This is a genomic window from Prescottella agglutinans, assembly GCF_004011865.1.
GTDB lineage: Bacteria > Actinomycetota > Actinomycetes > Mycobacteriales > Mycobacteriaceae > Prescottella > Prescottella agglutinans.
The window spans coordinates 213,394-226,865 of sequence record NZ_RKLP01000001.1; the positions used below are offsets into that span (position 1 = coordinate 213,394).

Consider the following 13,472-nt stretch of genomic DNA (forward strand, 5'->3'; position numbering starts at 1 on the left):
CGACGCATCCGTCGACTCTTCCCAACCGGCGGTGGAACCTGTTACAAGTCTTCTACGGATTTCACAGGATTCCACTGCTCACGAAGGAGTGCCGGATGCACACCCCCCTCTGCGACGAACTCGGTATCGAGTTCCCGATCTTCGCGTTCACCCATTGCCGCGATGTCGTGGTCGCCGTCAGCAAGGCCGGCGGATTCGGCGTGCTCGGCGCCGTGGGCTTCACCCCCGAAGAGCTGGAGATCGAGCTCAAGTGGATCGACGAGCACATCGGCGACCACCCGTACGGCGTCGACATCGTGATTCCGAACAAGTACGAGGGCATGGACTCGAACCTGTCGGGCGACGAACTCAAGACGATGCTGCAGTCGATGGTGCCGCAGGAGACGCTGAACTTCGCGCGCGGCATCCTCACCGACCACGGCGTCCCGGTTCCCGAGGATCCCAACGAGAACGCGTTGCAGCTGCTGGGCTGGACCGAGGCCACCGCCACCCCGCAGGTCGAGGTGGCGCTCCAGCACCCCAAGGTCACGCTGATCGCCAACGCCCTCGGCACGCCGCCGGCGGACATGATCGCGCACATCCACGCGGCCGGACGCAAGGTCGCGGCACTGTGCGGCTCGCCCTACCAGGCCCGCAAGCACGCGGACGCCGGTGTCGACATCATCATCGCGCAGGGCGGCGAGGGCGGCGGCCACTGCGGCGAGGTCGGCTCGATCGTGCTGTGGCCGCAGGTCGTCAAGGAGGTCGCGCCGGTCCCGGTGCTGGCCGCCGGCGGCATCGGCAGCGGCCAGCAGATCGCCGCGGCACTGGCACTGGGCGCCCAGGGCGCGTGGTCGGGCTCGCAGTGGCTGATGGTCGAGGAGGCCGAGAACACCGCCGTCCAGCAGGCCGCCTACGCCAACGCGACGAGCCGCGACACCGTCCGCAGCCGCTCGTTCACCGGCAAGCCCTGCCGGATGCTGCGCAACGACTGGACCGAGGCATGGGAGAAGGAGGGCAACCCGGAGCCGCTCGGCATGCCGCTGCAGTACATGGTGTCCGGGATGGCCGTCGCCGCCACCCACAAGTACCCGGACGAGACCGTCGACGTCGCGTTCAACCCGGTGGGCCAGGTCGTGGGCCAGTTCACCAAGGTGGAGAAGACCTCGGCGGTCATCGAGCGGTGGGTGCAGGAGTACCTGGAGGCGACGGGCACCCTCGAGCAGCTGAACGCCGCCGCCGACGCCTGACCGTCGCCCGACCCGCGATCACTCGTCGGGCAGGATCGGGACGCTCTCGCCGCGATCGCGGCCGAGCAGCGCGGCGCGGGTGACCGCGACCGACCCGAACTTCGCCCGGACCGCGTCGAGCGCACCGTCGAGCCGGACGCCGTCGGACTCCGTGACCGGGGTCCCGGTGTCCGGCTCGAACGGCAGAGCCAGCTGCTCGGCGCCCTCGCGGTCGAGATTCGACAGCGCGACGCCCACCAGCGTCAGGCCCCGCTCGGCGATGAGCGGCCGCGCGTGTTCGAGCAGCGACCGTACCGCGGCCAGGATGGTCTCGGTGCGCGCCGACGCCTCGACGAGCGTCGTCGAGCGGGTGGCTCGGCCGTAATCGGCGAACCGCATCCGCAGCACCACCGTGCGGCACACCCAGCCCGCTCCCCGCAGCCGCCGTGCCACCCGGTCCACCAGCGCGGCGGCCGTCGTCTCGATCTCCTCGAAGCTTCGCCGCCGACCGCCGAGCGCGTGCTGCGCACCCATCGACCCGCGCCGGCGCCCGGTCTGCACCCGCCTCGGGTCGCGGGCCCAGGCGAGCGCGTGCAGGTGCCGTCCCGCCGCGGATCCGACGACCATGGACAGTTCCCGCTCGGAGAGGCTCGCCAGCTGCCCGACGGTCCGGACGTCGTGGTCGCGCAGCTTGCGGGAGGTGACGGCGCCGACGCCCCACAGCCGCTCGACCGGCAGCGGGTGCAGGAAGTCGAGTTCACGATCCGGCGGCACCAGCAGCAACCCGTCGGGCTTCCCCACCGCGCTCGCGACCTTGGCCAGGAACTTCGTCCGGGCGACACCCACGGTGATCGGCAGCCCGACCTCCTCGCGCACGTCCCGCCGAAGCCGCTCCGCGATCCGCACCGGGCCGCCCGCGATGCGACGCAGCCCACCGACATCGAGAAATGCCTCGTCGATGGAGATGCCCTCGACCAGCGGCGTCGTGCGCCGGAAGACGTCGAAGACCGCGCGGCTGGCCTCCGCGTAGGCCGACATCCGCGGTCGCACGACGATCGCGTGCGGGCACAGTCGCATGGCCTGGGCGCCGCTGCTGGCCGTCCGGACCCCGAACGCCTTGGCCTCGTAGCTCGCCGCGAGGACGACTCCCCCACCGACGATCACCGGTCGCCCCCGCAGGCTCGGGTCGTCGCGCTGCTCGACCGAGGCGTAGAACGCGTCCAGGTCGGCATGCAGGATCGTCGCCTCGGCGCGCACCGGGTCCTCGCGCGGCACATCACAACCATCGGACACGAACATATGTTCGCATCGACCACCGACAGCCGTTCGTGTCCGAGTCGTAGGTCACCCCGTCCCGGTATCCTGGAGGTTGTCCGATTTGTCGCCTCCGGAAGGCACCCCGTGGAACTCCTTCTCATCGTCGCCGTACTCGGCGCCGTCGTCTTTCTGGTCATGAAGAGCCAGAACAAGAACAAGGGCCACTCGGCGAACCAACTCGAAGACGCCAAGGCGGATGCACGCCAGGCGATCGAACGACTGGGTGGCCAGGTCTACAACCTCGTCGGCAACGACGACGCCTCCAAGCAGGCGCTCGCCGACGCGTCCGAGCGCTACACCGCGGCCGGTTCGCAGATCGAGCAGGCAACCACTCCGGTGCAGGCTCGCCTGGCGAAGCAGACCGCGCTCGAGGGGCTGTACTACATCCGTGCCGCGCGCACGGCGATGGGCATGGATCCCGGCCCCGAGGTGCCGAGCATCGACGGCCAGAAGTCGGCCGGTTCGGTCACCGAGGACCGCGAGATCGAGTTCGAGGGCCGTCAGGTGTCCGCGTCGCCGAACCCGTCGGCGCGCACGCCCAACTACTACCCGGGTGGCCGCGTCGCCGGTCGTCCGGTCCCGGCCGGCTGGTACTCCGAGCCGTGGTGGAAGCCGGCCCTCGTCGCGGGTGCGTGGGGCGTCGGCTCGATGTTCCTGTTCTCGGCCCTGTTCTCGGGCATGTCCGGTGTCCCGTACGACGCCAACGAGTTCGCCGACGGGTACGAGGCCGGCCAGGCCGATGCCGAGGCCGATGCCGGTGACGCGGGTGCCGACGGCGGTGACGGCGGCGACTTCGGAGGCGGCGACACCGACTACGGCGCTATGGGCGACGGCGGAGGCGACTTCGGTGGCGGCGACTGGGGCGGCGGGGACTTCGGCGGAGGCGACTTCGGAGGCGGAGACTTCGGCGGCTTCGACTTCTAGTCGGCCTGACAACCGGGGCACCAGAACAGGTTGCGCCCCTTCATGACAGTGTGAGCGATCGGCGTGCCGCAGATGCGGCACGCCGATCCTGCTCTGCGGTAGGTGTAGGTGCGCGGCCGGTCCTTCGCGTACGCCGGATCGCCGTGATCGTCCTCGGGACGCACGACGTGCATCTTGCCGCGGCGCACCCCGACGTTCATGAGGTCGACGAGGTCGGCCCACATCGCGTCGAACTCGGCGCGGGCGACCTTCTTGCCGGGGCGTTCCGGATGAATGTTGTGCCGGAACAGGATCTCGGCGCGGTAGACGTTGCCGACGCCGGCGAGGACCGCCTGGTCCATCAGCAGCGCACCCATCGGAGTCTGCGACTTCGAGATCCGAGCCCAGGCGCGGTCGGGGTCGGCGTCCTTGCGCAGCGGGTCCGGACCCAGCCTGGCCTCGATGGCGGCGACCTGCGGCGGGTGCAGCACCTCACAGGCGGTGGGCCCGCGCAGGTCGGCGCCGTACTCGGCGCCGACGATGCGCATGCGCACCTGCCCGACGGGCTCGTCGAGCGGCACCGCGGACTCGGTGAACTTCCCGTACAGGCCCAGGTGGACGTGCACCACGAGACCGTTCTCGTAGTGGTGCCACAGGTGTTTGCCCCACGCGTCCGAACGCACGAGGACGCGGCCGTCGATCAGGGCCGCGTCCTCGGCGAATCGTCCTTGCGGGCTCGACACCTGCACCGGTGATCCCGCGAACCGTCGCTGGTGGAGACGAGCGAGGCGGTGCAGGGTGTGTCCCTCGGGCAAGGTGCTCCTAGGCCTCGGGGGCCTCGGGAACGGCGGGCGCGACGCCGGTCTTCTCGTACTCGGCGAGGATGTCGATGCGGCGCTGGTGGCGCTCCTCGTCCGACCACTCGGTCGACAGGAAGGCGTCGACGATCGCGAGGGTCTCCTCGAGGGAGTGCATGCGGCCGCCGATGCCGATGAGCTGGGCGTTGTTGTGCTGACGCGCGAGCTGCGCGGTCTCGACGCTCCACGCCAGCGCGCAGCGGGCGCCGGGGACCTTGTTCGCGGCGATCTGCTCGCCGTTGCCGCTGCCGCCGAGCACCAGGCCCAGGCTGCCCGGGTCGGCGACGACGCGGCGGGCCGCCTCGATGCAGAAGGCCGGGTAGTCGTCGACGGCGTCGTAGACGTGTGCACCGCAGTCGATGGCCTCGTGGCCGTTCGCGGTGAGGTGTTCGATGATCTGGTTCTTGCGTTCGAAGCCGGCGTGGTCGGCACCCAGGTATACGCGCATGACCTCAATTCTGACAGGCGGCGCGGACCCGACGACGGTGGGGACTGGGGCGGGCACGCGGTGGGCACGCTGTCACGACGTGCCCACCCGCGACGCCCGCGAATCCGCTCGGAAGTCCCCGTGCCCGAACCGTCGATCAGTCGAACTGGGGATCCTCCGTGCGGGTGCGCTTGAGCTCGAAGAAGTGCGGGTACGACGCCAGCGCGACGGTGCCGTCCCACACCCTGCCGGCGTCCTCGCCGCGCGGGATGCGCGAGAGGACCGGACCGAAGAACGCGGTCCCGTTGACGTGGATCGTCGGGGTGCCGACGTCGTCGCCCACCTTGTCCATGCCGGCGTGGTGGCTGCGCCGCAGCTCGGCGTCGAACTCGTCGCTGTCCGCGGCGGCGGCCAGCTCCGCGGGCAGCTCCAGCTCGGCCAGCGACTTGACGATCACGTCGGCCAGGTCCTTGTTGCCCTCGTTGTGGATCCGGGTGCCCATCGCGGTGTAGAGCGGCAGCAGGATGTCGTCGCCCCGCTGCTGCGCGGCCGCGATCAGCACGCGCACCGGGCCCCACGCCTGGGCCATCAGCTCGCGGTACTCCTCGGGCAGCTCGCGTCCCTCGTTGAGCACGGCGAGGCTCATGACGTGGAAGTTGGCGTCGATGTCGCGGACCTCGGTGACCTCCAGGATCCAGCGCGACGTGATCCAGCACCACGGGCACAGCGGGTCGAACCAGAAGTCGACGGTGTCCTTGGCGTCGCCGGCGGTCTTTGCACTCACGCGTGTCTCCCTCGTCCTGTGGCGCGACATCCGTCACACCTCTCGGTTCAAGACAACCACGACCCCGCGGGAATCCTTCCCGCACACCCCCGACCCCGGATAGTGTCGGTGGAGGACAGCCACCAGCGAGAGTCGACGCGACGGTCGACAGCGACGGTCGTCGACGACTCGGGGACGGAGCCTCCCGTGACACTCCACGAGCCATCGAATCGCACGTTCGTCGTCGTCGGCGGCGGCCTGGCCGGCGCAAAGATCGCAGAATCGTTGAGGGACAGGGACTTCGACGGGGCAATCGTCCTCCTGTGCGAGGAGGAGCATCTCCCGTACGAGCGGCCGCCGCTGTCGAAGGAGCACGTCGCGGGCAAGAAGGAATTGCCCGATTTCACGGTGCAGCACGGCGACTGGTACCGCGATCACCACGTGGACGTGCGGCTGGGGACCAAGGCGACGGCGATCGACCGGGAGCGCAAGCACGTGGTCCTGCCGGACGGCTCCACCGTCGCCTACGACAAGCTGGCCCTCGCGACGGGGTCGCGGTCACGCCGCCCCCCGATCCGCGGCGCGGACGCCGCGGGCGTGCACTACCTGCGCACGATCGACGAGTCGGATGCCCTCATCGCGGCGCTCGCGCCCGGGTCACGGTTGGCGATCGTGGGTGCGGGGTGGATCGGGCTGGAGATCGCGTCGGGCGCGCGGAACCGGGACGTGTCCGTCTCGATCGTCGAGGCCTCCGAACTGCCGCTGCTCGCCGCGCTCGGCAAGGAGATGGGCGCGGTGTTCGCCGATCTGCACCGCGAACACGGCGTCGACTTCCGCTTCGGCGCGAAGGTCGAGGAGATCACCGTGTCCGACGGTCGCGCCGACGGCGTCCGCCTCGGCGACGGCACTGTGCTGCCCGCGGACGCGGTGCTGGTCGCGGTCGGCGCGCAACCGAATGTCGAGATCGCCGAGTCCGCCGGGCTTTCCGTCGACGGCGGGGTGCTCGTGAACGGGAACCTGACCACCAGCGATCCCGACATCGTGGCCGTCGGGGACATCGCGGCGCAGCAGCATCCGCTGTTGGCGGCCCGGGTCCGTGTCGAGCACTGGGCGAACGCGCTGAACCAGCCGGCGATCGCGGCCGCGACGATGCTCGGGCACCCCGAGGAGTACACGAACCTGCCGTACTTCTTCACCGACCAGTACGACCTCGGCATGGAGTACGTGGGTTGGGCGCCGACGTACTCGAAGGTGGTCACCCGCGGCGACGTCGCGGGGCGCGAGTTCCTCGCGTTCTGGCTCGACGAGGAGAACCACGTCCTGGCCGGGATGAACGTCAACATCTGGGACGTCACCGACGACATCAAGGCGCTCGTCGCGTTCTCCGGTCCGGTCGACCCCGCCCGGCTCGCCGACCCCGCCGTCGCCCTCCCCACCCTCCTCCCCTGACCCCCGCGTTGTGCGCACTTGCCGCGCCTCGGACCCCGAAATCCCCGCGACAAGTGCGCAAATCGCGGGAGGAGGGTGACGCGTGGTGGGATAGCAGTGAGCCGATTGTCCATCCTTGACGAGGAGATCTCCGTGGCCCCACCGAATCTGACCCGCGAACAGGCCGCCGATCGGTCGGCGCTGGTGTCCGTCGACAACTACAGCATCGACCTCGACCTCACCGACGGCTCCGGCCGTCCGGGCGAGAAGACCTTCCGCTCACGTACCACCGTCACGTTCGGCGCCACCGCCGGATCCTCGACGTTCATCGACATCATCGCCGCCACAGTGCATTCCGCGGTGCTCAACGGATCGCCGGTCGACGTGTCGTCGTACGACGAGGCCACCGGGATCGCGCTCGACGGCCTGGCCGAGACCAACGAACTGGTGGTGGACGCCGACTGCATCTACACGAACACCGGCGAGGGTCTGCACCGGTTCGTCGACCCGACCGACGACGCGGTGTACCTGTACTCGCAGTTCGAGACCGCCGACGCCAAGCGCATGTTCGCGTGCTTCGACCAGCCGGATCTCAAGGCCACCTTCGACATCTCGGTCACCGCGCCGGAGGAGTGGAAGGTGGTCTCCAACGCCGAGACCGTGCAGACGCTGGCGGCGACGCCGGGCCGGCACGTCTTCCGCACCACGCCCCGCATGAGCACCTACCTGGTCGCGCTTATCGCCGGCCCGTACGCGGAGTGGACGGACAGCTACACCGACGAGCACGGCACCATCCCGCTCGGCATCTACTGCCGTTCCTCGCTCGCCGAGTACATGGACGCCGACCGGCTGTTCACCGAGACCAAGCAGGGCTTCGGCTTCTACCACCGCAACTTCGGGATCCCGTACGCGTTCGGCAAGTACGACCAGCTGTTCGTTCCCGAGTTCAACGCGGGCGCGATGGAGAACGCGGGCGCGGTGACGTTCCTCGAGGACTACGTGTTCCGCTCCAAGGTGACCCGCTACTCGTACGAGCGGCGCGCCGAGACGGTGCTGCACGAGATGGCGCACATGTGGTTCGGCGACCTCGTCACCATGCAGTGGTGGGACGACCTGTGGCTCAACGAGTCGTTCGCGACGTTCGCGTCGGTGCTGTGCCAGACCGAGGCCACCGAGTACACCAACGCGTGGACCACATTCGCGAACGTCGAGAAGTCGTGGGCGTATCGGCAGGACCAGCTGCCGTCGACGCACCCGATCGCCGCGGACATCCCGGACCTGGCGGCGGTGGAGGTGAACTTCGACGGCATCACGTACGCCAAGGGCGCCAGCGTGCTCAAGCAACTCGTCGCGTACGTCGGGCTCGAGCCGTTCATGTCCGGCCTGCGCGACTACTTCGCCGAGCACGCATTCGGGAACGCGACGTTCGACGACCTGCTGCGGGCGCTGGAGAAGGCGTCCGGCCGCGACCTGTCGGGCTGGGGTGCGCAGTGGCTCAAGACCACGGGCCTGAACATCCTGCGCCCGGACTTCCAGATCGAGCCCGACGGCACGTTCTCGCGGTTCGCGGTGCTGCAGGAGGGCGCCGAGCCGGGTGCCGGCGAGACCCGCGTGCACCGGCTCGCGGTCGGCGTCTACGACGACGACCCGGCCACCGGCAAGCTCGTCCGGACCCACCGCGTCGAGCTCGACGTCGAGGGCCCCAGCACCGAGGTCCCCGAACTGGTGGGCGTCCCGCGCGGCAAGCTGGTGCTCGTCAACGACGACGACCTCACCTACTGCTCGCTGCGTCTGGACCGCGACTCGCTCGACACCCTCGTCGGCCGGATCGGGGACATCGCCGAGCCGCTTCCCCGCACGCTCGCCTGGTCCGCGGCGTGGGAGATGACCCGGCAGGCCGAGATGCGCGCCCGCGACTTCGTCAGCCTCGTCCAGCGCGGCATCGGTGCCGAGACGGAGGTCGGCGTCGTGCAGCGACTGCTGCTGCAGGCGCAGACCGCGCTGTCGGCGTACGCCGAGCCCGGGTGGGCGGACGCGTTCGGCTGGCCGGCGTTCGCGGACCGGCTGCTCGAACTGGCCCGCGAGGCCGAGGCCGGCTCGGACCACCAGTTGGCGTTCGTCAACGCGCTGACCGGGTCGCAGCTGTCGGCGTGGCACACCGAGATCCTGCAGGAACTGCTCGACACCACCGATCCGACGACCGTGGGCCTGCCCGGGCTCGTCGTCGACACCGACCTGCGCTGGCGGCTCGTGCACGCGCTCGCGGCCGCCGGCGAGGTGGACGCGGACGTACCGGAGACCCCGTTCATCGACTCCGAGGCGCAGCGCGACCCCACCGCCGCCGGGGCACGACAGGCCGCTTCGGCGGCGGCGGCGCGCCCGCAGGCCGTGGTCAAGGAGACCGCCTGGACGACGGTGTTCGACGACGACACGGTCCCGAACATCACCGCCCGCGCCATCATCGGCGGCATCGTCGCGCCGGGGCAGTCCCAGCTGCTCGAACCGTACGTCGCGCGCTACTTCGCGGAGATCCCCGCGGTGTGGGAGCGACGGTCGAGCGAGGTGGCGCAGACCGTCGTCGTCGGGCTGTACCCGTCGTGGTCGATCAGTGAGGAATCGGTGGCCGCGGCCGACGCGTTCCTCGCCGGCGAGCACCCCCCGGCGCTGCGCCGCCTGGTGGTCGAGGGCAAGGCCGGCATCGTCCGGTCGCTGAAGGCCCGCGCGTTCGACGCCACCTGACGTCCCCCGAAACGCCGATGACCCGATGTCGCGCGTGTTCAGTCGAACTGAACCGCTGACATCGGGCCACCGGGGGTGGAGCGCCTGAGTGCAGGGATTACTTGGGCGCGATCGCCGCGCTCATCACGCGCAGGGCCGAGACGAGACCGTCGATCAGGTTGCCCTCGCCGAACGACGCGACGGCGGCCGTGACACCGAGCTGGGCGACGCGGTCGGTCACGCGGTTGCCGATCCGGCGGCCACCGCGGACCTCGATGGCCCGCTGGTTCGGGGACACCGCGATCAGGACCGAGCGCTCGGCCTCGGGGGTGTTCGGGAAGACGGCGTCCGCGCCGGCGGCCGGGTTCTCGCCGAGATCGCCGACGAAGACGTTGAACCGCACCTGGGTCAGGCGGGTCGCGTCGATGAGCGCGTCGTCGAGGCGCACGAGCTCGTCGGTCGTGAACGGCGGCAGGTCGACGAGCTCGCCGACGCGGTGCACACCGGAGAGGCGACCGCTGGTGGTCACCACCGTGCCGACCGGCAGATCCGCGGGCGCGACCGCCGAGGACTGGAGAACGTCACCACTTGCCACTTGCCGAACCTCCGATCAGATCTGCACCAGCAGCGGCGTGCGCCGAGTGGTGACTGTGGGTGGTCGCCTCGTCGGTGGCGCTCCACAGCACCGGGCCGTACGTCCACTGCTCACCGAGGCGGTACTCCGCCGGGAGGGTGTTGGCCGACCGCCTGACCGGGATGGACAGGAGGCCGAGGACCGCGATCACCAGGGCGGGAATCCCTACGAATATCAGCACTGTCTCGAGAATGCTCACGACGCAAACCGTAGCCCAGTCCTGCCGAAATGGAAGCGCCGGGGCCGAATCAGGCCGCGCCCTCGCCGAGATACGGAATCCACGTCGGGTGCACCTCGGTGGTGCTCGCCAGCAGACGCCAGTGCGGACCCGACGGCGGCACGAGTGCCGTGCGGAGCGTCCACCCCAGCTCGGCGAGCAGTTTGTCCGCTTTGCGGTGGTTGCACGGCGCGCAGCAGGCGACGCAGTTCTCCCATGTGTGTCCGCCGCCGCGGCTTCTCGGGACGACGTGGTCGATGGTCTCGGCCTTGTCGCCGCAGTAGCCGCACCGGAACCGGTCGCGGTGCATCAGCGCGGCCCGGGTCATCGGTATCCGGGTCCGGTACGGCACCCGCACGTAGTTGCGGAGCCGGATGACGGACGGGACCTGGAGCGCGTAGCCCTCGGAGTGGATGACCGGCCCCAGCGGGTCCTCGTGGACGGCGTCGGCCTTGTCACACACCATCAGCACGACCGCGCGGCGGGCGGGCAGGGCGGTGAGGGGTTCGAAGGTGGCATTGAGCAGCAGGACCCGGCGCTTGTTCCAGGTGGTCGGCGCGCCGCCCTGCGGTGAGATGAGTCCGGACGGCCCGGGCTCGGGGATGACGTGCAGCGGAAAAGCCCCCGACATGCGGTTATCCCGCACATCAGTGGGCACGAGTTGTCGGTGCGATCGCACGTTCTTTCGGTGTGTCATGCCACCTCCGCGAAGACTGCCCCAAGTTGACCACGGATGATCGGGTCGCGCACACCCATTTCGGCGAAAAAATCGGCGCATACCGGGTGAACATCGGGCGGCACGCAGGCCCGGTGAACGGCGCGCAGTCGGCGGAGACAGGCACAATGGAGCACGACATGACTGAGACGAACCACACGACGCAGCAGACCTTCTACGAGGCAGTGGGCGGAGCCGAGACGTTCCGCAAGCTCACCGCGCGGTTCTACGAGGAAGTGGCCAAGGACGAAGTGGTCCGGCCGCTGTACCCCGAGGAGGACCTCGGACCGGCCGAGCGGCGCATGCGCATGTTCCTCGAGCAGTACTGGGGCGGGCCCCGGACGTACTCCGAGGAGCGCGGGCATCCACGCCTGCGGATGCGGCACAACCCGTTCAAGATCGGGCCGATCGAGCGGGACGCGTGGCTGCGGTGCATGCACACGGCGATCGCGTCGATCGACGAGAAGACCCTCGACGAACCGCACCGCCGCGCCCTCGTCGACTACATGGAGATGGCCGCGGCGTCGATGGTCAACTCGCCGGTGTAGCCGCGACACAGTTCCATACGCCTCTCCGGGCGCCCTCGATGCGGCACTATGAGTGACTGTGACCAGCCGTGAGGAGCAGTCCGCCAGCGCGCCGGCCGACGCACGTCCGTGGTGGTCGGACGCCGTCTTCTACCAGATCTATCCGCGGTCGTTCTCGGACTCGGGCGGCGACGGCGTGGGCGACCTCGGCGGGGTGATCGACCGTCTGGGCTACCTCGAACTGCTGGGGGTGGACGCGCTGTGGCTCAGTCCGGTCATGCGGTCACCGATGGCCGATCACGGCTACGACGTGTCCGATCCGCGCGACATCGACCCGCTGTTCGGTGACCTCGCGACGATGGACGCGCTGATCGCCGCCGCGCACGCGCGCGGGATCCGGGTGACGATGGACCTCGTCCCGAACCACACCAGCGACGAGCACCCGTGGTTCCGGGAGGCCCTCGCGGCCGCACCCGGCGGCGACGCGCGCGACCGCTACATCTTCCGCGACGGCCGCGGACCGGACGGTTCGCAGCCGCCCAACAACTGGCCGAGCGTCTTCGGTGGTCCCGCCTGGACCCGGATCACCGAATCCGACGGCACCCCCGGACAGTGGTACCTGCACATCTTCGCCGCCGAGCAGCCCGATCTGAACTGGGACAATCCCGAGGTGTTCGCGGACCTGGGGCAGACGCTGCGGTTCTGGCTGCAGCGCGGCATCGACGGGTTCCGGATCGACGTCGCGCACGGGATGGCCAAGCCCGAGGGCCTCCCCGACCACGACTGGGACACCAACGCCCTGCTCCGCAACGACGACGACGATCCGCGGTTCAACAATCCCGGCGTCCACGAGATCCACCGCGGCATCCACACGATCATGAACGAGTACCCGCACGCGATGTCGGTCGGCGAGATCTGGGTGCGCGACAACGAGCGGTTCGGCGAGTACATCCGCCCCGACGAACTCCACCTGGGCTTCAACTTCCGCCTCGCCGAGACCTCGTTCGACGCCGACGCGGTGCGGGCGGCCGTCGAGAACTCCCTCGACGCCGTGGCCCGGGTCGGCGGCACGCCCACGTGGACGCTGTCGAATCACGACGTCGAGCGGGAGGTGACCCGGTACGGCGGCGGCGACCGCGGCGTCGCCCGCGCCCGCGCGATGGCGCTCGTCGAACTCGCGCTGCCGGGCGCGTCGTTCATCTACAACGGCGCCGAACTGGGACTGCCGAACGTGGACCTGCCGGACGCGGTCCTGCAGGACCCGGTGTGGGAGCGGTCGGGGCACACCGAGCGCGGCCGGGACGGCTGTCGGGTGCCGCTGCCGTGGGAGGGGGCGCACCCACCGTTCGGCTTCTCGACGTCCCCGGACACGTGGCTGCCGATCCCGCCGGAGTGGGCGCAGTCGACCGTCGAGGCGCAGCTCGAGGATGTCGGTTCGACGTTGTCGCTGTACCGTTCGGCCCTCGAACTGCGCGCCACGCTGCCGGAGTGCACGGGTGACGACATCGCCTGGTACGGAAGCCCTCCCGGATGTTTCGCGTTCCGCCGCCCGGGCGGGCTGATCTGCGTGCTGAACTCGACCGACGAACCGATCGAGCTGCCGTCCGGCACGGTCGTCATCGCGAGCCGCCCACTCGCCGACGGGTTGCTGCCCGCCGACTCCGCGGCCTGGCTGATCTGACCCGGAGACCTCCCGCACAGCGGGAGAAACGATTTCGCCGCCCTTCGCACGCTTCCTAGGGTCGTGGGCGCGCCGTG

The 13,472-nt window shown here is 70.0% G+C and carries 13 protein-coding genes; 6 read left to right on the forward strand and 7 right to left on the reverse strand.

Annotation, left to right across the window (positions count from 1 at the left end):
- The first annotated feature begins 95 nt into the window (after nucleotides 1-95).
- Nucleotides 96-1,229, forward strand: a complete 1,134-nt coding sequence (locus tag EGT67_RS01050; RefSeq protein ID WP_127914193.1) for a nitronate monooxygenase — start codon at nucleotides 96-98, stop codon at nucleotides 1,227-1,229.
- An 18-nt stretch (nucleotides 1,230-1,247) separates the two neighbouring features.
- Here the strand turns inward: EGT67_RS01050 and dinB are convergent, their stop codons facing one another.
- Nucleotides 1,248-2,507, reverse strand: a complete 1,260-nt coding sequence (gene dinB / locus EGT67_RS01055) for a DNA polymerase IV (protein WP_127914194.1) — start codon at nucleotides 2,505-2,507, stop codon at nucleotides 1,248-1,250.
- A gap of 102 nt (nucleotides 2,508-2,609) precedes the next feature.
- On the opposite strand from dinB, the gene EGT67_RS01060 reads away from it, so the two are divergent.
- Nucleotides 2,610-3,449 carry a GA module-containing protein gene (locus EGT67_RS01060; protein WP_127914195.1) on the forward strand — a complete coding sequence of 280 codons (840 nt, stop codon included), beginning with the start codon at nucleotides 2,610-2,612 and terminating at the stop codon, nucleotides 3,447-3,449.
- Here the strand turns inward: EGT67_RS01060 and EGT67_RS01065 are convergent.
- From EGT67_RS01065 to EGT67_RS01075, 3 genes are all read right to left on the reverse strand, one after another.
- Nucleotides 3,446-4,243, reverse strand: coding sequence for an Fpg/Nei family DNA glycosylase (locus tag EGT67_RS01065; protein WP_127914196.1), 798 nt, complete (start codon nucleotides 4,241-4,243; stop codon nucleotides 3,446-3,448). The two genes, EGT67_RS01060 and EGT67_RS01065, sit on opposite strands and share 4 nt — an antisense overlap.
- 7 nt (nucleotides 4,244-4,250) lie before the next feature.
- Nucleotides 4,251-4,733 (reverse strand): ribose-5-phosphate isomerase, encoded by a 483-nt coding sequence (locus tag EGT67_RS01070; protein ID WP_127914197.1) that lies wholly within the window; start codon nucleotides 4,731-4,733, stop codon nucleotides 4,251-4,253.
- 136 nt (nucleotides 4,734-4,869) lie between these two features.
- Nucleotides 4,870-5,526, reverse strand: a complete 657-nt coding sequence (locus EGT67_RS01075) for a mycothiol-dependent nitroreductase Rv2466c family protein (protein ID WP_127914198.1) — start codon at nucleotides 5,524-5,526, stop codon at nucleotides 4,870-4,872.
- Nucleotides 5,527-5,682: 156 nt separating this feature from the next.
- Here EGT67_RS01075 and EGT67_RS01080 point away from each other — a divergent pair, with 156 nt between their 5' ends.
- Entirely contained in the window at nucleotides 5,683-6,924 is a 1,242-nt protein-coding gene (locus EGT67_RS01080) for an NAD(P)/FAD-dependent oxidoreductase (protein WP_241565837.1), read from the forward strand.
- Nucleotides 6,925-7,056: 132 nt separating this feature from the next.
- Nucleotides 7,057-9,642 (forward strand): aminopeptidase N, encoded by a 2,586-nt coding sequence (gene pepN, locus EGT67_RS01085; RefSeq protein ID WP_127914199.1) that lies wholly within the window; start codon nucleotides 7,057-7,059, stop codon nucleotides 9,640-9,642.
- A gap of 97 nt (nucleotides 9,643-9,739) precedes the next feature.
- On the opposite strand, the gene EGT67_RS01090 is transcribed toward pepN, so the two are convergent.
- Genes EGT67_RS01090 through EGT67_RS01100 form a run of 3 tightly spaced genes read right to left on the reverse strand, consistent with a single transcriptional unit; the run spans nucleotide 9,740 to nucleotide 11,169 of the window.
- On the reverse strand, nucleotides 9,740-10,216 hold the full coding sequence (locus EGT67_RS01090) for a DUF5130 domain-containing protein (RefSeq protein ID WP_127914200.1): 477 nt from the start codon (nucleotides 10,214-10,216) through the stop codon (nucleotides 9,740-9,742).
- A complete protein-coding gene (ctaJ, locus tag EGT67_RS01095) occupies nucleotides 10,203-10,454 on the reverse strand; it encodes an aa3-type cytochrome oxidase subunit CtaJ (RefSeq protein ID WP_127914201.1) in 252 nt (83 codons plus the stop codon). Before ctaJ ends, EGT67_RS01090 begins: the two co-directional genes overlap by 14 nt.
- Before the next feature lie 49 nt (nucleotides 10,455-10,503).
- Entirely contained in the window at nucleotides 10,504-11,169 is a 666-nt protein-coding gene (locus tag EGT67_RS01100) for an HNH endonuclease (RefSeq protein ID WP_127914202.1), read from the reverse strand.
- A gap of 158 nt (nucleotides 11,170-11,327) precedes the next feature.
- Here EGT67_RS01100 and EGT67_RS01105 point away from each other — a divergent pair, with 158 nt between their 5' ends.
- A complete protein-coding gene (locus EGT67_RS01105) occupies nucleotides 11,328-11,735 on the forward strand; it encodes a globin (protein WP_164877451.1) in 408 nt (135 codons plus the stop codon).
- A 52-nt stretch (nucleotides 11,736-11,787) separates the two neighbouring features.
- Entirely contained in the window at nucleotides 11,788-13,395 is a 1,608-nt protein-coding gene (locus EGT67_RS01110) for a glycoside hydrolase family 13 protein (protein ID WP_421958067.1), read from the forward strand.
- Nucleotides 13,396-13,472: the final 77 nt, after the last annotated feature.

What these genes read in the sequence shown, in the direction of transcription:
- EGT67_RS01075 (WP_127914198.1), bottom strand. Translation starts at nt 5,526, where the DNA reads ATGTCGCGCCACAGGACGAGGGAGACACGCGTGAGTGCAAAGACCGCC.
- EGT67_RS01070 (WP_127914197.1), bottom strand. Translation starts at nt 4,733, where the DNA reads ATGCGCGTATACCTGGGTGCCGACCACGCCGGCTTCGAACGCAAGAAC.
- EGT67_RS01050 (WP_127914193.1), top strand. Translation starts at nt 96, where the DNA reads ATGCACACCCCCCTCTGCGACGAACTCGGTATCGAGTTCCCGATCTTC.
- EGT67_RS01105 (WP_164877451.1), top strand. Translation starts at nt 11,328, where the DNA reads ATGACTGAGACGAACCACACGACGCAGCAGACCTTCTACGAGGCAGTG.
- dinB (WP_127914194.1), bottom strand. Translation starts at nt 2,507, where the DNA reads ATGTTCGTGTCCGATGGTTGTGATGTGCCGCGCGAGGACCCGGTGCGC.
- EGT67_RS01100 (WP_127914202.1), bottom strand. Translation starts at nt 11,169, where the DNA reads ATGACACACCGAAAGAACGTGCGATCGCACCGACAACTCGTGCCCACT.